At 66.7% G+C, this 18306-nt stretch carries 15 protein-coding genes; 6 read left to right on the forward strand and 9 right to left on the reverse strand.

Features of this window, described 5'->3' with window-relative positions; genetic code table 11:
- Positions 1 to 6 precede the first annotated feature (6 nt).
- The 5 genes from BLV15_RS06510 to hemE all read left to right on the forward strand — a co-directional run bounded on the left by BLV15_RS06510 (position 7) and on the right by hemE (position 10236).
- A complete protein-coding gene (locus BLV15_RS06510) occupies positions 7 to 1617 on the forward strand; it encodes an AAA family ATPase (protein WP_090225675.1) in 1611 nt (536 codons plus the stop codon).
- A gap of 234 nt (positions 1618 to 1851) precedes the next feature.
- Entirely contained in the window at positions 1852 to 6300 is a 4449-nt protein-coding gene (gene gltB, locus BLV15_RS06515; RefSeq protein WP_090225677.1) for a glutamate synthase large subunit, read from the forward strand.
- A 102-nt stretch (positions 6301 to 6402) separates the two neighbouring features.
- Entirely contained in the window at positions 6403 to 7821 is a 1419-nt protein-coding gene (locus tag BLV15_RS06520; protein WP_090225679.1) for an FAD-dependent oxidoreductase, read from the forward strand.
- 141 nt (positions 7822 to 7962) lie between these two features.
- Positions 7963 to 9075, forward strand: a complete 1113-nt coding sequence (locus BLV15_RS06525) for a glycerol dehydrogenase (protein ID WP_090225681.1) — start codon at positions 7963 to 7965, stop codon at positions 9073 to 9075.
- A 93-nt stretch (positions 9076 to 9168) separates the two neighbouring features.
- Positions 9169 to 10236: a uroporphyrinogen decarboxylase gene (gene hemE, locus BLV15_RS06530; protein ID WP_090225682.1), complete on the forward strand. Its 1068-nt coding sequence runs from the start codon at positions 9169 to 9171 to the stop codon at positions 10234 to 10236.
- Between the two features lie 77 nt (positions 10237 to 10313).
- On the opposite strand, the gene BLV15_RS06535 is transcribed toward hemE, so the two are convergent.
- Complete coding sequence (locus BLV15_RS06535; protein ID WP_407072475.1) at positions 10314 to 11582, reverse strand: MFS transporter; 1269 nt, start codon at positions 11580 to 11582, stop codon at positions 10314 to 10316.
- Between the two features lie 119 nt (positions 11583 to 11701).
- Between BLV15_RS06535 and BLV15_RS06540 the strand changes: the two genes are divergently transcribed.
- Positions 11702 to 12601, forward strand: a complete 900-nt coding sequence (locus BLV15_RS06540) for a LysR family transcriptional regulator (protein ID WP_090225684.1) — start codon at positions 11702 to 11704, stop codon at positions 12599 to 12601.
- Here the strand turns inward: BLV15_RS06540 and BLV15_RS06545 are convergent.
- The 8 genes from BLV15_RS06545 to BLV15_RS06580 form a co-directional block, all read right to left on the reverse strand.
- Positions 12598 to 12825 (reverse strand): hypothetical protein, encoded by a 228-nt coding sequence (locus BLV15_RS06545; protein WP_245728145.1) that lies wholly within the window; start codon positions 12823 to 12825, stop codon positions 12598 to 12600. The two genes, BLV15_RS06540 and BLV15_RS06545, sit on opposite strands and share 4 nt — an antisense overlap.
- A gap of 130 nt (positions 12826 to 12955) precedes the next feature.
- Positions 12956 to 13393, reverse strand: coding sequence for an excinuclease (locus BLV15_RS06550; RefSeq protein ID WP_090225687.1), 438 nt, complete (start codon positions 13391 to 13393; stop codon positions 12956 to 12958).
- A 61-nt stretch (positions 13394 to 13454) separates the two neighbouring features.
- Positions 13455 to 14681: a beta-ketoacyl-ACP synthase gene (locus tag BLV15_RS06555; protein ID WP_090225689.1), complete on the reverse strand. Its 1227-nt coding sequence runs from the start codon at positions 14679 to 14681 to the stop codon at positions 13455 to 13457.
- A complete protein-coding gene (gene fabG, locus BLV15_RS06560; protein WP_090225691.1) occupies positions 14681 to 15409 on the reverse strand; it encodes a 3-oxoacyl-ACP reductase FabG in 729 nt (242 codons plus the stop codon). The genes BLV15_RS06555 and fabG overlap by 1 nt, the downstream gene beginning before the upstream one ends.
- A complete protein-coding gene (locus BLV15_RS06565) occupies positions 15406 to 15858 on the reverse strand; it encodes a hotdog family protein (protein ID WP_090225693.1) in 453 nt (150 codons plus the stop codon). The genes fabG and BLV15_RS06565 overlap by 4 nt, the downstream gene beginning before the upstream one ends.
- Positions 15855 to 17063, reverse strand: a complete 1209-nt coding sequence (locus BLV15_RS06570; RefSeq protein WP_090225694.1) for a beta-ketoacyl-[acyl-carrier-protein] synthase family protein — start codon at positions 17061 to 17063, stop codon at positions 15855 to 15857. Before BLV15_RS06570 ends, BLV15_RS06565 begins: the two co-directional genes overlap by 4 nt.
- On the reverse strand, positions 17060 to 17578 hold the full coding sequence (locus tag BLV15_RS06575; protein ID WP_245728146.1) for a DUF3261 domain-containing protein: 519 nt from the start codon (positions 17576 to 17578) through the stop codon (positions 17060 to 17062). The genes BLV15_RS06570 and BLV15_RS06575 overlap by 4 nt, the downstream gene beginning before the upstream one ends.
- Entirely contained in the window at positions 17557 to 18300 is a 744-nt protein-coding gene (locus BLV15_RS06580; protein ID WP_090225696.1) for a class I SAM-dependent methyltransferase, read from the reverse strand. The genes BLV15_RS06575 and BLV15_RS06580 overlap by 22 nt, the downstream gene beginning before the upstream one ends.
- Positions 18301 to 18306 lie beyond the last annotated feature (6 nt).

Raw genomic sequence — 18306 nt, forward strand, 5'->3', positions numbered from 1 at the left:
GAGCTCATGACCAGTTTGCATGCCGATGAAGCGTTTCTAGGTTTTTACCAGTTCAGCCACGACCCTTTCGCACCGCGGGTGCCGGGGTTCAAGTTCTTCGCTGCCCAGCGCAAGCCGGTGTTGGGGCAGCTTCATCACCTCGCGCGTTACAGCCAGCTGCTTCTGGTGGTCAGTGGGCCTGAAGGCAGTGGCAAGACCCTCTTGCGCCAGGCTCTGGTCGCCAGTACCAACAAGCAGAGCGTGCTCAGCGTGGTGGTTTCCGCGCGTGGCGCCGAGGATGCGGCCAGCCTGTTGCGGCAGGTGGCCCAGGGGCTGGGCATGCAGGCCGCCGATTCCCGCTCTATCCAGTCGCAGGTGGTGCAGCTGGGACTGACCGGGCAGGAGGTCTATCTGCTCGTGGACGATGCCGAAGCGCTCAAACCGGATGCGCTCGAGGCCCTGCTGGCGCTGGCGCAGGGCAATGCCGACGGCCGCGCCCACGTGTTCCTGTTCGGCGAGCCTTCGCTGATCGCGCGTCTGGATGAGCTGGGCGACGGCGGGGAAGAGTGCTTCCACGTCATCGAGTTGCAACCCTACGAAGAGGAGGAGACGCGCGCCTACCTGGCTCGCCGCCTCGAGGGCGCCGGGCAGGGAATCGAAGTCCTCTCGGACGATCAGATCGCCGATATCCACGCCCAGTCCGAAGGTTGGCCGGGTGCGATTAACCAGGTGGCGCGCGAGACGTTGATCGAGGCCATGCTGGCGCAGCGCGGCTCGGGCAAGCGCGCCGGTTTCGCATTCAAGTTGCCGAAGAAGCACCTTCTGGCCCTCGTCGTGGTGTTCGTGGGTGTCCTGGCTGCCTGGTTGATGCAGGGGCAGGGCAGCAAGACCCCTGGCGACCCCGCTCCCGGCGTTGTGCAGGCGCCTCAGGATCAGGCGGCAGGCACTCCTGCGGGGCAGGCGCAGCAGGGGGCTTCGCAGGAAGGCAATCCTGCCGTCGAGTTTTCGGGGTCTTCCCAGCCGCTGCCGTTGCCACTGGTGGGCGAGGCTCAGCCGGTCATTCGCAGTCCTCTTGCTCAGGCGGCGGCTACGGAAGATGGCGACGAGACGGCTGCCGAGGTTCCCGGTCCGGCCCCGTTGCCCGAGCCGGGCGCCGCAGCGCCTATCGCCGCCGTACCTGCACCGCCGGTTGCCGCTGCGCCGCCGGTAGTGACCGCGCCAACCGCGAGCCCGGCTCCGGTGACGCAGCCCAAGTCCACGCCGCCCGCGGCGCCTGCGGCAACCAAGCCTGCGGCGCCCGCCACGGCTAAGCTCGACAAGCCTGCAGCGGTGGCGACTGCGGCAGCGCCGGGTGCGGACTGGTATCGGGCTCAGCCGGCAACGGCGTTCACTGTGCAGATTCTCGGCTCGGCGTCGGAGAGCAGCGCGCAGGCGTTCGTTCGGGCGAACGGCGATCAGTACCGGTATTTCAAGAAGGTCTTCCAGGGCAAGCCACTCTACGTGGTGACCTATGGCAGCTTCCCCTCCCGCACGGCGGCGCAGGCGGCGATCAAGACGCTGCCGGCCAAGGTTCAGGCCGGCAAGCCATGGCCGAAAACCTTCGCCAGCATCCAGCAGGAAATGGGCGCTTCGCGCTGATTCCTGGCGGCAAGAGGCGGCGGTTGCTATCACGGCCCGCTGCCTTATTCCTACGTTATTGCGACATTAAAATTCACTGCCACGCCACTAACGATTTGTGAGCGTCAGGGTGGATATGTACAATGACCTCCCTTTGCCTGCGCAAAGCTGGCGACTCGTCCTGCGCGTTCGGTAACTGATTGTATTTGAAAGCATTTTTGCCTTGTTATAGAAGGCAGCCTGGTGAGAGTCCCTATGAAAGCAGGTCTGTATCATCCTGATGAGTTCAAGGATAACTGTGGCTTCGGCCTGATCGCTCACATGCAGGGCGAGGCGAGCCACGATCTGTTGCAAACCGCCATTGAAGCGTTGACCTGCATGACCCACCGTGGCGGCATCAACGCCGACGGCAAGACAGGCGACGGCTGTGGCCTGCTCATACAGAAACCTGACCTTTTCCTGCGCGAGATGGCGCGCGAGCATTTCGCCGTCGAGTTGCCGCAGCAATACGCGGTTGGCATGGTCTTCTTCAACCAGGACCCGGCCCGCGCCGAAGCCGCTCGCGAGAACATGAACCGCGAGATCCTCGCCGCCGGCCTGCAACTGGTCGGCTGGCGCAAGGTGCCGATTGACCCGAGCGTGCTCGGCCGTCTCGCGCTGGAACGTCTGCCGCAGATCGAGCAGGTGTTCATCGGGGGCGAAGGGCTGTCGGACGAAACCTTCGCGGTCAAACTGTTCTCCGCGCGTCGCCGGTCCTCCGTGGCCAACGCCGAGGACACCGACCACTACATCTGCAGCTTTTCGCCGCGCACCATCATCTACAAGGGCCTGATGATGCCCGCCGACCTGGCGGCGTTCTTTCCGGACCTCAGCGACGAGCGCCTGAAGACCGCGATCTGCGTATTCCACCAGCGTTTCTCCACCAACACTCTGCCGAAATGGCCGCTGGCTCAGCCGTTCCGCTTCCTCGCCCACAACGGCGAGATCAACACCATCACCGGCAACCGCAACTGGGCGCTGGCGCGGCGTACCAAGTTCGCCAACGAGGCGATCGCCGATCTCGACGAGCTCGGCCCACTTGTCAACCGCGTCGGTTCCGACTCCTCGAGCATGGACAACATGCTCGAGTTGCTGGTCACCGGCGGCATGGACCTGTTCCGCGGCCTGCGCATGATCATTCCGCCGGCCTGGCAGAACGTCGAGACCATGGATTCCGACCTGCGCGGTTTCTATGAGTACAACTCCATGCACATGGAGCCCTGGGATGGCCCGGCCGGCGTGGTGCTGACCGATGGCCGCCATGCCGTGTGCCTGCTCGACCGCAACGGCCTGCGCCCGGCGCGCTGGGTGACCACCAAGAACGGCTACATCACCCTCGCCTCGGAAATCGGCGTGTGGGACTACCAGCCCGAGGACGTCATCGCCAAGGGCCGCGTGGGCCCGGGGCAGATCTTCGCGGTGGATACCGAGACCGGGCAGATCCTACAGACCGACGACATCGACAGCCGCTTGAAGTCGCGCCACCCCTACAAGCGCTGGCTGCGCGAGAACGCGCTGCGCATCCAGGCGACGCTGGACGACCACGACCACGGCTCGCCGTTCTACGACAGCGACCACCTCAAGCAATACATGAAGATGTTCCAGGTCACCTTCGAGGAGCGTGACCAGGTGCTGCGCCCGCTCGCCGAGCAGGGCCAGGAAGCGGTCGGCTCGATGGGCGACGACACCCCGATGGCGGTGCTGTCCAAGCGCGTGCGCTCGACCTACGACTACTTCCGCCAGCAGTTCGCGCAGGTCACCAACCCGCCGATCGACCCGCTGCGCGAAGCCATCGTGATGTCCCTGGAAACCTGCCTGGGCGCCGAGAGCAACATCTTCGAAGAAGACGCGTCCCACGCCAACCGGGCGATCCTCAGCACGCCGATCCTGTCGCCGGCCAAGTGGCGGACGATCATGACCCTCGAGCGCCCCGGCTTCGAGCGCCAGATCATCGATCTCAACTACGACGAGTCGATCGGGCTGGAAGCCGCGGTACGCAACATCGCCGATCAGGCCGAGGAAGCCGTGCGTGGCGGCAAGGTGCTGCTGATCCTCACCGATCGCCACATCGCCCCCGGCAAGCTGCCGGCGCACGCCTCGCTGGCGGTCGGCGCGGTGCACCACCGCCTGACCGAGAAGGGCCTGCGCTGCGATTGCAACATCATGGTCGAGACCGCCACCGCGCGCGATCCGCACCATTTCGCCGTGCTGCTGGGCTTCGGCGCGACGGCGGTCTACCCGTTCCTCGCCTACGAAGTGCTCGGCGACCTGATCCGCACCGGCGAAGTGCTCGGCGACCTCTACGAGGTCTTCAAGTACTACCGCAAGGGCATCTCCAAGGGGCTGCTGAAGATCCTCTCGAAGATGGGCATCTCCACCGTCGCTTCCTACCGTGGCGCACAGCTGTTCGAGGCGGTCGGCCTGTCCGACGAAGTCGTGGCGCTGAGCTTCCGTGGCGTGTCCAGCCGCATCAAGGGTGCGCGTTTCGTCGATATCGAGGCCGAACAGAAACTGCTCGCGCAGGAAGCCTGGAACAACCGCCGGGCGATCCAGCAGGGCGGGCTGCTCAAGTTCGTCTATGGCGGCGAGTACCACGCCTACAACCCGGACGTGGTGAACACCCTGCAGGCCGCCGTGCAGCAGAGCGATTTCGCCAAGTTCAAGGAATACACCGCACTGGTCGACAGCCGTCCGGTGTCGATGCTGCGCGACCTGCTCAAGGTCAAGCTCGCCGACGCCCCGCTGACGCTCGAGGAAATCGAACCGCTGGAGTCGATCTTCAAGCGCTTCGACGCCGCCGGGATATCCCTTGGCGCGCTGTCGCCGGAAGCCCACGAGGCCCTGGCCGAGGCGATGAACCGCCTGGGCGGGCGCTCCAACTCCGGCGAGGGCGGCGAAGACCCGGCCCGTTACGGCACGGTGAAGAGCTCGAAGATCAAGCAGGTCGCCACCGGCCGCTTCGGTGTAACCCCGGAGTACCTGGTCAACGCCGAAGTGCTGCAGATCAAGGTCGCCCAGGGCGCCAAGCCGGGCGAGGGCGGTCAACTGCCCGGCGGCAAGGTCAACGGCCTGATCGCCAAGCTGCGCTATGCGGTGCCTGGCGTGACGCTGATCTCGCCGCCGCCGCACCATGACATCTATTCGATCGAGGATCTGGCCCAGCTGATCTTCGACCTCAAGCAGGTCAACCCGAAGGCGCTGGTCTCGGTGAAGCTGGTGGCCGAGCCGGGCGTAGGCACCATCGCCGCCGGCGTGGCCAAGGCCTATGCCGACCTGATCACCATCTCCGGCTACGACGGCGGCACCGGCGCCTCGCCGATCACCTCGATCAAGTACGCCGGCTCGCCGTGGGAACTCGGCCTCGCCGAAACCCACCAGACCCTGCGCGGCAACGACCTGCGCGGCAAGGTCCGGGTGCAGACCGACGGCGGCCTGAAGACCGGCCTCGATGTGATCAAGGCGGCCATCCTAGGCGCCGAGAGCTTCGGCTTCGGCACCGCGCCGATGATCGCGCTGGGCTGCAAGTACCTGCGCATCTGCCACTTGAACAACTGCGCCACTGGCGTCGCCACGCAGAACGACAAACTGCGCAAGGACCACTTCATCGGCACCGTCGACATGGTGGTGAATTTCTTCACCTTCATCGCCGAGGAAACCCGCGAGTGGCTGGCCAAGCTGGGCGTGCGCAGCCTCGGCGAGCTGATCGGGCGTACCGATCTGCTGGAAATGCTGCCGGGCGAAACCGACAAGCAGGCGCAGCTCGACCTGTCCCCGCTGCTGGGCAGCGAGCATATCCCGGCTGACAAACCGCAGTTCTGCCAGGTGGAGAAGAACCCGCCGTTCGACCAGGGGCTGCTCGCCGAGCGCATGGTGGAAATGGCCATGCCGGCGATTTCCGACAAGCTCGGCGGCGAGTTCGAGCTGGACATCTGTAACTGCGACCGCTCCATCGGCGCGCGGATTTCCGGTGAGATCGCCCGCCGTCACGGCAACCAGGGCATGGTTTCGGCGCCGCTGACCTTCCGTTTCAAGGGCACTGCGGGGCAGAGCTTCGGCGTGTGGAACGCCGGCGGACTGAACCTGTACCTGGAAGGCGATGCCAACGACTACGTCGGCAAGGGCATGACCGGTGGTCAACTGGTGATCACGCCGCCGAAGGGCAGCGCGTTCAAGAGCCAGGAGTCGGCGATCATCGGCAACACCTGCCTGTACGGCGCCACCGGCGGCAAGCTGTTCGCCGCCGGCACCGCGGGCGAGCGCTTCGGCGTGCGCAACTCCGGCGCGCATGCGGTCGTGGAAGGCACCGGCGATCACTGCTGCGAATACATGACCGGCGGTTTCATCTGCGTTCTTGGCAAGACCGGCTACAACTTCGGCTCCGGCATGACCGGTGGCTTCGCCTACGTGCTCGACATGGACAACACCTTCGTCGACCGGGTGAACCACGAGCTGGTGGAAATCCAGCGGATCAACAACGAACCGATGGAAGCCTACCGCAGCCACCTGCAGCGCGTGCTCGCCGAGTACGTGCAGGAAACCGGCAGTGCCTGGGGACGCAACCTTTCGGAAAACCTGGACGACTACCTGCGCAAGTTCTGGCTGGTCAAGCCGAAGGCGGCGAGCCTTGGTTCGCTGCTTTCCAGTACCCGGGCGAACCCGCAATAAGAACGCCGCTTCAAGCGGCAAGCCCCCCTCGGGGCTTGCCGGCTCACCGTGATCGTCTCGCAGCGCGGCCCAGGTTCGGCGCTGCTGAAAAGAGGTTTTGAAATGACTGAACGTCTGAACAACGACTTCCAGTTCATCGAGGTCGGCCGCAAGGATCCGAAGAAGAAGCTGCTGCGCCAGCGCAAGAAGGAATTCGTCGAGATCTACGACCTGTTCAAACCGCAGCAGGCCGCCGATCAATCGCACCGTTGCCTGGGTTGCGGCAACCCGTATTGCGAGTGGAAGTGCCCGGTGCACAACTACATCCCGAACTGGCTGAAGCTGGTTTCGGAGGGCAACATCCTCGCCGCCGCCGAACTCTCGCACCAGACCAACACGCTGCCCGAAGTCTGTGGCCGTGTGTGCCCGCAGGACCGCCTGTGCGAGGGCGCCTGCACCCTGAACGACGGCTTCGGCGCGGTGACCATCGGCTCGGTGGAGAAGTACATCACCGATACCGCCTTCGCCATGGGCTGGCGTCCGGACATGTCCAAGGTCAAGCCGACCGGCAAGCGCGTCGCGGTGATCGGCGCCGGCCCCGCCGGCCTCGGTTGTGCCGACGTGCTGGTGCGCAACGGCGTGACGCCGGTGGTGTTCGACAAGAACCCGGAAATCGGCGGTCTGCTGACCTTCGGCATTCCCGAATTCAAGCTGGAGAAGAGCGTGCTGAGCAATCGCCGCGAAGTCTTCACCGGCATGGGCATCGAATTCCGCCTGAACACCGAAGTGGGCAAGGACGTCAGCATCGACGAGCTGCTCGCCGAGTATGACGCGGTGTTCATGGGCATGGGCACCTACACCTACATGAAGGGCGGCTTCCCCGGCGAAGACCTGCCAGGCGTCCACGACGCGCTCGACTTCCTCATCGCCAGCGTCAACCGCAACCTGGGTTTCGAGAAGTCCCCCGAAGACTTTGTCGACATGAAGGGCAAGCGCGTGGTGGTGCTCGGCGGCGGCGATACGGCGATGGACTGCAACCGCACTTCGATCCGCCAGGGCGCCAAGGCCGTCACCTGCGCCTACCGTCGCGACGCCGAGAACATGCCCGGCTCGCGCAAGGAAGTGAAGAACGCCAAGGAGGAGGGCGTGAAGTTCCTCTTCAACCGTCAGCCCATCGCCATCGTCGGCGAGGACAAGGTGGAAGGCGTGAAGGTGGTCGAGACCCGTCTCGGCGAACCGGACGCCCGTGGTCGTCGCAGCCCGGAACCGATCCCCGGTTCCGAGGAAGTCCTGCCGGCCGACGCCGTGGTCATCGCCTTCGGCTTCCGCCCGAGCCCCGCACCCTGGTTCGAGCAGTTCGACATCCGCACCGACAGCCAGGGCCGGGTGATCGCTCCCGAGCAGGCGCAGTTCAAGCACCAGACCAGCAACCCGAAGATCTTCGCCGGTGGCGACATGGTCCGCGGTTCCGACCTGGTGGTGACCGCGATCTTCGAGGGTCGCCAGGCCGCCGAGGGCATCCTCGACTACCTGGAAGTGTGATCCCGCGCGGCGTGAGCGCTCAGCTCGCGCCCTTCCGGCAGCAGGCGCGACGCGATGCCGCGCCAAGCTGACTTGACGCAAAACCCCGCCAGCGGCGTTCCCCTAGAGTGACGACATCCCCCGTTGTCCAGGAGTCTCGCCATGCTCACCACCGCCATTTTCCCCTCGCGTTACGTCCAGGGTCGAGGCGCGCTCGCGCAACTCGGTGAGGAGCTGGCCCGATTCGGCGGCAGCAGCCTGGCGTTGCTCGATCCCTTCGCCGACGACAACCTCGGCGCGCAACTCGACGCCTCCGCCAGCGAGCGGATCGATTTCCACCGCGTGCGCTTCACCGGCGAATGCTGCGACGAGGAAATCGCGCGGCTGGTCGACCTCGCCGAGGCGCGCCGTCCGGATTCGATCGTCGGCATCGGCGGCGGAAAGGCGCTCGACACCGCCAAGGCACTGGCCCACGAACTCGGCCTGCCGGTGGCCGTGGTGCCTACCCTGGCCTCCACCGATGCGCCGTGCAGCGCGCTGTCGGTGATCTACACCGCCGAGGGGGCGTTCAAGCGCTACCTGGTGCTGCCGCGCAATCCCGATCTGGTGCTGGTGGACAGCCAGGTGATCGCCCAGGCTCCGGCGCGTTTCCTCGTCGCCGGCATGGGCGACGCCATGGCGACCTGGTTCGAGGCCGAGGATTGCCGCATCCGCGGGGCCGCCAACATGACCGGGCGTCCCGGCCCGCGTACCGCCTTCGCCCTGGCGCGGCTGTGCTACGACACCCTGCTCGAATACGGCCCGCTGGCGCTGCAGGCGTGCCGCCAGCAGGTGGTGACGCCGGCGCTGGAGCACATCATCGAGGCCAACACCCTGCTCTCCGGTCTCGGCTTCGAGAGTGGCGGCCTGGCGGCGGCGCACGCCATCCACAACGGCTTCACCGCGCTGCCGGAGACCCACGCCTACTGGCACGGCGAGAAGGTCGCCTTCGGCGTGCTGAGCATGCTCATGCTGCGCGACAGCGCGCCGGCGCAGATCGATGAGGTCTACGACTTCTGCATCGCTATCGGCCTGCCGGTGACCCTGGCCGACATCGGCCTGCACGACGTCGACGATGCCTACCTGCTGCGCGCCGCCGAGCTGGCCTGCGCGGTCGGGGAGAGCATCCACAACGAACCCTTCCCGGTCGACGCCCTGACCGTTCTCGGCGCCATGCGCACCGCGGACGCCGAAGGTCGCCGGCGCAAGGCCCTGGTGGCCGCCGCCGTACACTGATCCCGATACCGCGTAACGCAAAGGCACGGCACCCGCCGTGCCTTTTGCCCTGCGCTCTGCGAAAATGCCCGCACTTTTTTCCCGGATGACCCCATGACTGTCCTGAAGAACGATCGCTTCCTGCGTGCCCTGCTCAAGCAACCGGTGGACGTTACCCCGGTGTGGATGATGCGTCAGGCTGGCCGCTACCTGCCCGAGTACCGGGCCACGCGGGCCAAGGCCGGCAACTTCGTCAACCTGATGAAGAGTCCCGAGCTGGCCTGCGAGGTCACCATCCAGCCGCTGGACCGCTACCCGCAGCTGGACGCGGCGATCCTCTTCTCCGACATCCTCACCATTCCCGACGCCATGGGCCAGGGCCTGTACTTCGAGACCGGCGAAGGCCCGCGCTTCAAGAAGGTCGTCAGTTCGATGGCCGACATCGAGGCGCTGCCGATTCCCGAGCCGGAACAGGACCTGGGCTACGTGATGGACGCGGTGCGCAATATCCGCCGTGAGCTGAACGGCCGCGTGCCGCTGATCGGCTTCTCCGGCAGCCCCTGGACGCTGGCGACCTACATGGTCGAAGGCGGCTCGTCGAAGGACTTCCGCAAATCCAAGGCGATGCTCTACGACAACCCTCAGGCCATGCACGCGCTGCTCGACAAGCTGGCGCGCTCGGTCACCGCCTACCTCAACGGGCAGATCAGGGCTGGCGCGCAGGCCGTGCAGATCTTCGACTCCTGGGGCGGCAGCCTGTCGGCGGCGGCCTACCAGGAATTCTCCCTGGCCTACATGAAGCAGATCGTCGACGGGCTGATCCGCGAGCACGAGGGCCGGCGCGTGCCGGTGATCCTGTTCACCAAGGGCGGCGGTCTGTGGCTGGAGTCGATGGCCGACAGCGGCGCCGAGGCCCTCGGCCTGGACTGGACCTGTGACATCGGCAGCGCCCGCGCCCGCGTCGGCGCCAAGGTGGCCCTGCAGGGCAACATGGACCCGAGCGTGCTCTACGCCAACCCGGCGGCGATCCGCGCCGAGGTCGGGCGCATCCTCGCCCGCTACGGCCACGGCGAAGGGCAGGTGTTCAACCTCGGCCACGGCATCACCCCGGAAGTCGATCCAGAGAACGCGCGGGCGTTCTTCGAGGCGGTGCACGAGTTGTCCGCGCAGTACCACGCCTGAGCGTTTCCCCTCCACATCGAGGAGCGCTGAAACGAAAACGCCCGGCAAATGCCGGGCGTTTTGCGTTGCGCTGCCGATCAGCCGTTGCGGTTGCCCGGCAGCACCGGCAGGCGCGCCAGGTGGATGGCCACGGCGAGGGCGATCATCAGCAGCGTACCGATGAACAGGCCGATGCCGTTCCAGCCCGCCGCGTGCCAGAACACCCCGCCGAGGGTGCCGGCGACGCTGGAACCGATGTAGTAGCTGAACAGGTACAGCGACGACGCCTGGCCCTTGGCCTTGGGGGCGCGGCGGCCGATCCAGCTGCTCGCCACCGAGTGCGCGCCGAAGAAGCCGAAGGTGAAGGTCAGCAGGCCGATCACCACCAGCGGCAGCGCGGTGAACAGGGTCAGTGCGAGACCGGCGGACATCAGCACGATGGTCGCCCAGAACACCCGGCGGCGGCCCAGCTTGTCGGCCAGCGCGCCGATCTGCGCCGAGCTGTAGATGCCCGACAGATAGACCACCGAGAGCAGCCCGACCAGCGCCTGGCTCATGTGGTAAGGCTCGGCGAGCAGGCGATAGCCGATGTAGTTGAACAGCGTGACGAAGGCGCCCATCAGCAGGAAGCCCTCCAGAAACAGCCAGGGCAGGCCCGCGTCGCGGAAGTGCACGGTGAAGCCGTCCAGCAGGCTGCGCGGGTTGAGCGGGCGAGCGCGGAAGTTGCGCGACTCGGGAAGGATCTTCCAGAACACCACGGCCGCCGTCAGCGCCAGCACGCCGATCACCAGCATCGCCGTGTGCCAGCTGACGAAATCGATCAGCACGCCGGCGATCAGCCGCCCGGACATCCCGCCGATGGCGTTGCCGCCGATGTACAGGCCCATCGCCAGGCCGATGTGCTGCGGGTGGATTTCCTCGCTGAGGTAGGTCATCGCCACGGCGGCGAGCCCGCTGAGGGAAAGCCCGACCAGCGCGCGCGTCACCAGCACGCCCTGCCAGGTCGGCATCAACGCGCTGGCGATAGTGAACAGCGCGGCGGCGGACAGCGCCGCGACCATTACCGGTTTACGCCCGAGCGCATCGGAAAGCGGGCCGGTGATCAGCAGGCCGATGGCGAGCATCGCCGTGGAAACCGAAAGGATCAGGCTGCTCTGCGCCGCGTTGATGGAAAACTCGTGGGAGAGGATCGGCATCATCGGCTGTACGCAGTAGAGCAGCGCGAAGGTGGAGAAGCCGCCGCAGAACAAAGCGAGCACCGTGCGCATGAACATCGGGGTGTTCTTCTCGATGTAGATCTCGCTGCTCTGGACGGCGCTGGAAACAGCCACGGACGACAAGGCGGGCGATGCGACAGCAGTTTTCACGGGTACCTCAAGGGAGCGAATGAAGGAGCGGGCAGGAAAAGAATATAGGTGGCTAACGATTGCATCCAATATATCATTCGACCTGTTTGATATCTGAAACGACCTAATCGGAGCGCGCCATGGAACTGCGTCACCTGCGCTACTTCATCGCGGTGGCCGAGGAACTGCACTTCGGCCGCGCCGCAGAGCTGCTGGGCATCTCCCAGCCGCCCCTCAGCCAGCAGATTCAGGCACTGGAGCAGGAGCTGGGGGCGCGCCTGTTCGAGCGTACCAATCGTCGGGTCGAGCTCAGCGAGGCGGGCCGGCTGTTCCTCGAGGAGGCGCGTCTGGTGCTGGCTCAGGTCGACAAGGCGGCGGATGTCGCGCGCCGTGCGCAGCTCGGCGAACTGGGCGAGATGAAGATCGGCTTCACTTCGTCGGCACCGTTCAGCACGCGCATTCCCAAGGCGATCCACGCCTTCCGCCAGGCGTTTCCCGCGGTCCATCTCAACCTGCAGGAGATGAGCAGCAAGAAGGTCGCCGACGCGCTGGTCGACGAATCCATCGAGATCGGTCTGATGCGTCCGCTGCCGTTGCCCGACTCGCTGCGCATGCAGGAGCTGTTTCGCGAGCCACTGGTGGCGGTACTCAACGCCGCGCATCCGCTGGCGGCTTCCGGCGGCGGTGGCCTGCATCTCGAGGCGCTCGCCGGCGAGCCGTTCGTGTTCTTCCCGCGCGGCTACGGCAGCGGCCTCTATGCCCAGTTGCTCAGCCTCGCCAGTCGCGCCGGTTTCAGCCCGCACTTTTCCCAGGAGGCCGCCGAGGCGATGACGATCATCGGGCTGGTGGCCGCGGGCCTCGGGGTGTCGGTGTTGCCGGCATCGTTCCAGCGCATCCGCATCGATGGCGTGGTCTACCGCACGCTGCTCGACGAGGGCGCCGAGACGGCGGTCTGGCTGGTCCAGCGCAACGAGCCGCCGTCGGCGATGGCACGGGCATTTTCCGACCTGCTGACGCGGCAGGCGGCGCAGCATCGCTAGCGGCGGTGGAGGCGGATCGCGCTGATGCCGAGCACCTCGGCGTGTTCCAGCAGCTGCGCCTCGCTGTCGTCCGCGCCAGGCATCGCCAGGCTGTTTTCCGCATCGGCGAAGTGCACTTCGATCAGGTGACGCGCCGCCTGGCCGGGCGAACAGGCATCGCCCGGCGCGTCTAACGTCTTGGTCCGCGGCTCGCCATGGAATAAGTAATGGATCTCGAGGGACATGCCGGCCTCCGCGTTCGGCGCGGCCTCCGCGACCGCGCCTTCGAGCATTTCGACCGGCCGCCACGCGGCATCGTTCCGACCCAGAACGAAGAACGCCCCGCAGGGCGGGGCGTTCTCGGAGCGCGGGGTCTTACTTGACGGTAGCCAGTTTCCCTTTGAGCGCTACGCCGGCCATGATCGCGCCGGCGTGGCATTCGTAGTTTTCCGCGTTGCGGTACTCGACGTTCTTGTAGTTGCTGGCGATATCCACAACGGCGTTCGCGCCGGCGGCCTTGGCCGCGTTCTGCAGGCGGATCAGCGCCGATTGCAGCACCCAGCCGCAGGCCACTTCATCGGATTTGCCGAAGGCGTTGGTCTTCTGGTTGGTGGTCACCAACGGGTTGATGATCTTCGCGCCGGCCGGGGTCTTCGCCAGGTAGAATTTCACGCTGCCATCGAGCTTGCCGGCCTGGGTCGCCTGGGCGACGACGGCGTCGAACGGCAGGTAGTGGGTCGTGTCGCGCGCCTGGCTGATGGCGGGCAGGGCACTGAGGCACAGCGCGGCGATGATTAGAGCTTTCTTTTGCATATCGTCTCCTTGATGAGCGGGGTCTTGCGGATGGTGTGGCGGCGAACTCCAGGTATGAAGATCAACGCCAGCGACGGAAAACCAGTGAAGTGTTCACTCCGCCGAATGCGAAGTTGTTATTGACCACGTATTCGTGGCTCATTCTCCGCGGCTCGCCGCGGAGATAGTCGAGTTCGCCGCAACGCGGGTCGATCTCGCCCAGGTTCAGCGTGTGAATGTACAGGTCGCTGTTCATCATCTCGATGCAGAACCAAGACTCCAGCGCGCCGCAGGCGCCGAGGGTATGGCCCAGGAAGCTCTTTTGCGAACTGATCGGCATGCGGGTGCCGAACAGCTCGCGGGTGGCCAGGGTCTCGGCGATGTCGCCCTGCTCGGTCGCGGTGCCGTGGCCGTTGACGTAACCGATGGCGTCCGGCGCCAGCCCGGCGTCTTCCAGGGCGAGCTCCATCGCCCGGCGCATGGTCGCCTGCTCCGGCTTGGTGATGTGCTGACCGTCGGCATTGCTGCCGAAACCGACGATTTCCGCATGGATGCGCGCGCCACGGGCCAGCGCGTGCTCCAGTTCCTCGAGCACCAGGATACCGGCGCCTTCGCCGATCACCAGGCCGTCGCGCTGGCTGTCGTAGGGGCGCGGCGAGGTCTGCGGCGCATCGTTCTTCAGGCTGGTGGCGTAGAGCGCGTCGAAGACCATCGCCTCGGTGGCGCAGAGCTCTTCGGCGCCGCCGGCGAGCATCATCGGCAGGCGGCCGAACTTGATCGCTTCGTAGGCATAGCCGATGCCCTGGCTGCCGCTGGTGCAGGCGCTGGAGGTGGGGATCACGCGGCCCTTCAGGCCGAAGAAGATGCTGATGTTGGCCGCGGTGGTGTGCGGCATCATGCGCACGTAGGAGTTGGCGTTGAGGCCGTCGGCGACCGCATTGATCAGCATGTTGCCGAAGGCCTTCACCTCATCGGTGCTGCCGGTGGACGAGCCGCAGGCGACGCCCATGCGGCCGTCGCTGATGCTCGGATCGCCGAGCAGGCCGGCGTCGTCCAGCGCGCGCTCGGCGGCCAGTACCGCAAGGCGCGACACCCGGCCCATGCTGCGCAATTGCTTGCGCGTCCAGTGCTTGGGTACGGCGAAATCGTCGATCGGACCGCCCAGGCGGGTGTTCAGCTCGGTGTAGCGATCCCATTCGTCCATCCGCCGGATGCCGCTTCTGCCGGCCTGGAAGTTCTCCAGTACGGTGGGCCAGTCGCTGCCCAGCGACGTGATGCCGGCCATGCCGGTAACGACCACGCGCCTCATCAGCACAACCCTCCATTCACTGAAATCACCTGGCGGGTGATGTAAGCCGCTTCGTCGGACATGAGGAAATTCACCGCCCCGGCTACTTCTTCCGGCGTGCCCATGCGCTGGGCCGGGATCATCTTCAGCAGTTCCTCGACGGGCACGTTCTCATCCAGCATGTCGGTGTCGATCAGCCCCGGCGCGACGCAGTTGACGGTGATCCGACGCTTGCCCAGCTCGATCGCCAGCGCCTTGGCGGCGCCGATCACGCCGGCCTTGGAGGCACTGTAGTTGACCTGGCCGCGGTTGCCGATCAGCCCCGAGACCGAGGTGATGCAGACGATCCGTCCCGGTTTGCGGCGGCGGATCATCGGCATGCTCAGTGGCTGCAGGACGTTGTAGAAACCGTCCAGGTTGGTCCGCAGCACCTGATCCCAGTCATCGTCGCTCAGCGCGGGGAAGGCGCCGTCACGCGTCAGGCCGGCGTTGCAGACGACGCCGTAGTAAGCGCCGTGGGTTTCGATGTCGGCTTCCAGCGCGGTTCGGCAGGCGACGCGGTCGGCGATGTCGAACTGCAGGATGCGCGCTTCGCGGCCAAGGGCGCGGATCGCCTCCTGCACCGCCTGCGCTTCGTCGAGGCGGCTGCGGCAGTGCAGCACGATGTCATGGCCGGCGCGGGCCAGTCGCAGGGCGATGGCGCGGCCGATGCCACGGCTGGAGCCGGTGACGAGGATGGCTTCAGTCATTGCGGTGTTTCCTGTAGATAGCGCGCCACTTCGGGCGGGCGGAAGACGTTCAGGCGCGCCTCGGCATGGATGCCGGGCCCGTCCAGGTGGCATTCGAAGACGCCCATGCCGCTGTCGTCCTGCAGCGAGCGCAGGGCGCGGATGCTGAGCGGGGCGTCGACCGGAAAGGCGTCGACGTTGCACTGGAAATTGCGCGTGCCGAGCAGGAAGCCGAGCTCCACCGGCTGCCCGGCCTTACGTGCCTGGCAGCCGGCGAAGGCAGCCACGCTCTGCGCCATCAGCTCCACACCGACCCAGGCCGGCAGGCTGCCATCGGCGGCGTTCAACAGGCCCCCTGCGCGTACCTTCAGGTAGGTGACGACGCTTTCGTCATCGAAGCGCTCGACGCCGTCCAGCAGGATCATGTCGCCGGCGTGGGGCAACAGTTCGGCGATCGGCCAGGCGATCATGCGCGGCCCTCCGGCTCGACGCGGCCGAGGATCAGGCTGACGTTGTTGCCACCGAAGGCGAAGGAATTGCTCATCATGTGGCGCAACGGCCGGCTCGCGACGCGGCCGGGGGCGACCAGGTCCAGGCGCGGCAAGGCCGGGTCGGCTCGGCCGTCCCAGACCTGTGGCGGCAGCAGGTTGTCGCGATTGTCCGGGCCCAGGCACAGCCAGCAGAACGCCGCCTCGAGGGCACCGGCGGCGCCCAGCGTGTGCCCGCTAAGCGGCTTGCTAGACGAGCAGGGCACGCCGGTGGGGAACAGCTCGGCCACGGCGAGGCTTTCCATCGCATCGTTGTGCGTGGTCGCGGTGCCGTGCAGGTTCAGGTAGTCGATCTGCCCGGCCTCCAGCGCGGCGCTCTTCAGCGCCTTGCGCATCGCCAGCAGCGCGCCGCGGCCGGTCGGCTCCGGTGCGGAGATGTGATGCGCATCGGAGCTGGCGCCGGCGCCCAGCAGCGCGACGGCGCCGTCGGACGACGGCTCGCGGGTCATCAGAAACAGCGCCGCGCCCTCGCCGATGTTGATGCCCCTGCGTTGCCGGGAGAACGGATTGCAGACGGCGTCGCTCAGGGCTTCCAGGGAATCGAAGCCGTTCAGCGTCAGGCCGCACAGCGAGTCGACCCCGCCGCAGAGCACTGCGTCGCAGACGCCGAGCGCGAGCAGTCGGCGGGCGCTGAGCAGCGCGCGGCCGCTGGAGGTGCAGGCGGTGGAGATGGAATAGGCCGGGCCGCCCAGTTGCAACCAGTCGGCGAGAAAGGCCGCCGGCGCCGCCAGTTCCTGGTGGCGATAGTTGTAGTCGGGCGGGAAGGCGCCTTCGTGCAGCAGCGCGGCGATGCCCTGGCTGGCTTCATGGATGCCGGTGGTGCTGGTGCCGAGCACGACGCCGATGCGGGCCGTGCCGAAGCGCTCGATGGCCTGGCGGATGTCGCCCTCGATCTCCAGCGCGGCAGCCAGCAGCAAGCGGTTGTTGCGCGTGTTGCGCTCGGCGAATCCGCTCGGCATCGCGGGCAGCTCGGCGTCCACCGCGCCCACCGGAACGGCGCGTTCGGGTAGCCAGCCGGACTCGCTGCGCATGCCGGGGCTGGAGCCGTTCAGGAGGTTGTCGAGCACCGCGCGCTTGCCGCTGCCCAGCGCGCAGATCACCCCGAGGGCGTTGAGGTAGGCCTTCATGGCATGGTCTCGAGCGCGTCTACGCGGTAGGTCAGGCTCGCGCCGATCCGCAGATCGAAACCTTGTGGCTGGCGATAGTCAACGCGCCAGGCGGGCTGCCGGTCGTCGAACAGGCGCCGGTTGCCCTGGGTGAGTGCCTGCGGGTACTGCCGGACGAGCTGGTCGGCGGGCGTCAGGGCGAACAGCAGGGCGGCGAACAGCTCGCGGGCTTCGGGGTTCGGCGGCAGCAGGCCGTCGTTCTGCCAGCCGCCGTCGAGCAGCCGTTGCCGGGACAGCGGGATTCCCAGCGGGTCGAGCAGCGACCAGCGCAAGGCGGCGCCTTCGCCCTGGATGACCAGCAGCCAGTCCTGGCTCTGCCCCTCGGCCTGCCGCTGTACGTGCAGCTGGAGCGGCAGATCCAGCGTCGGCGGCCGACTCGGCAGAGGCGCGTTCGCCGCGCAGCCGGCCAGTGCGATCACGGCCAGCCAGAAGGGCAGGCGCAGGCGTGCGGCATTCATGCGCTCGGGCTCGCCCATGTTGGGCTCGCCAGCGGTTTGCGCGCCGCGACGTTGACCAGGGTTTCCTCACGCTGGCCGACGGCTTTCGGGCGTTGCAGGCCGAAGCGTTCGAGCAGGCCGAAATCGCGGGAGCGACTCCACCAGAGGTACGGATAGGAGACATTGCCGTCGCCGAACGCGAAGCCCTGCGCGCGCAGCATGTCGAGGTATTCGGCGGCGCTCTTCTGCACCTGCATCGGATGGCGGAACAGCCAGCGGATCACCCAGGTGTCGATGTAGGCCTTGGTCGATTCGGCGAACAGCAGCCAGCCGCCCGGCTTGAGCACGCGCCAGAATTCGGCGAGGGCACGCTCCTGTTCGACCAGGTGATGGAAGGTCTGGTGGCAGAAGAGGATGTCCACGCTGGCATCGGCCAGCTCGATCCGCGCGCAGTCGCTGGCGATCAGCTCGACATCGAGCCCGAGGCGTCCGGCTTCCGCGCGGGCAAGGTCCAGGCTGTGCGGATCGGCGTCGAGGCCGATCATCCGCGCCGGTGCGAACGTCCGTTGCAGCAGGCCGAACGACTTGCCCTGGCCGCAACCGGCATCCAGCAGGCAGGCGTCTTCGGGCAGTGGCGTGTCGAGCAGGCGCCGCAGGTCGTCGATCGCCACCCGCAGGACGTGGTGCTGCCAGGTGTGGCTCTGCAGGAACCAGAAACCGAAACGGGTTTCCTCGACGTAGGTGGCGGCGGCGCGGGTCATGGCAAT

The organism is Pseudomonas kuykendallii (assembly GCF_900106975.1).
GTDB classification, from domain to species: Bacteria; Pseudomonadota; Gammaproteobacteria; order Pseudomonadales; family Pseudomonadaceae; genus Pseudomonas_O; species Pseudomonas_O kuykendallii.

Excerpts from the sequence above, each read along its gene's own strand:
- BLV15_RS06510 (WP_090225675.1), top strand. The coding sequence starts at position 7 with ATGACCAGTTTGCATGCCGATGAAGCGTTTCTAGGTTTTTACCAGTTC.
- gltB (WP_090225677.1), top strand. The coding sequence starts at position 1,852 with ATGAAAGCAGGTCTGTATCATCCTGATGAGTTCAAGGATAACTGTGGC.
- BLV15_RS06520 (WP_090225679.1), top strand. The coding sequence starts at position 6,403 with ATGACTGAACGTCTGAACAACGACTTCCAGTTCATCGAGGTCGGCCGC.
- BLV15_RS06525 (WP_090225681.1), top strand. The coding sequence starts at position 7,963 with ATGCTCACCACCGCCATTTTCCCCTCGCGTTACGTCCAGGGTCGAGGC.
- hemE (WP_090225682.1), top strand. The coding sequence starts at position 9,169 with ATGACTGTCCTGAAGAACGATCGCTTCCTGCGTGCCCTGCTCAAGCAA.
- BLV15_RS06540 (WP_090225684.1), top strand. The coding sequence starts at position 11,702 with ATGGAACTGCGTCACCTGCGCTACTTCATCGCGGTGGCCGAGGAACTG.
- BLV15_RS06545 (WP_245728145.1), bottom strand. The coding sequence starts at position 12,825 with ATGTCCCTCGAGATCCATTACTTATTCCATGGCGAGCCGCGGACCAAG.
- BLV15_RS06550 (WP_090225687.1), bottom strand. The coding sequence starts at position 13,393 with ATGCAAAAGAAAGCTCTAATCATCGCCGCGCTGTGCCTCAGTGCCCTG.
- BLV15_RS06555 (WP_090225689.1), bottom strand. The coding sequence starts at position 14,681 with ATGAGGCGCGTGGTCGTTACCGGCATGGCCGGCATCACGTCGCTGGGC.
- fabG (WP_090225691.1), bottom strand. The coding sequence starts at position 15,409 with ATGACTGAAGCCATCCTCGTCACCGGCTCCAGCCGTGGCATCGGCCGC.
- BLV15_RS06565 (WP_090225693.1), bottom strand. The coding sequence starts at position 15,858 with ATGATCGCCTGGCCGATCGCCGAACTGTTGCCCCACGCCGGCGACATG.
- BLV15_RS06570 (WP_090225694.1), bottom strand. The coding sequence starts at position 17,063 with ATGAAGGCCTACCTCAACGCCCTCGGGGTGATCTGCGCGCTGGGCAGC.
- BLV15_RS06575 (WP_245728146.1), bottom strand. The coding sequence starts at position 17,578 with ATGGGCGAGCCCGAGCGCATGAATGCCGCACGCCTGCGCCTGCCCTTC.
- BLV15_RS06580 (WP_090225696.1), bottom strand. The coding sequence starts at position 18,300 with ATGACCCGCGCCGCCGCCACCTACGTCGAGGAAACCCGTTTCGGTTTC.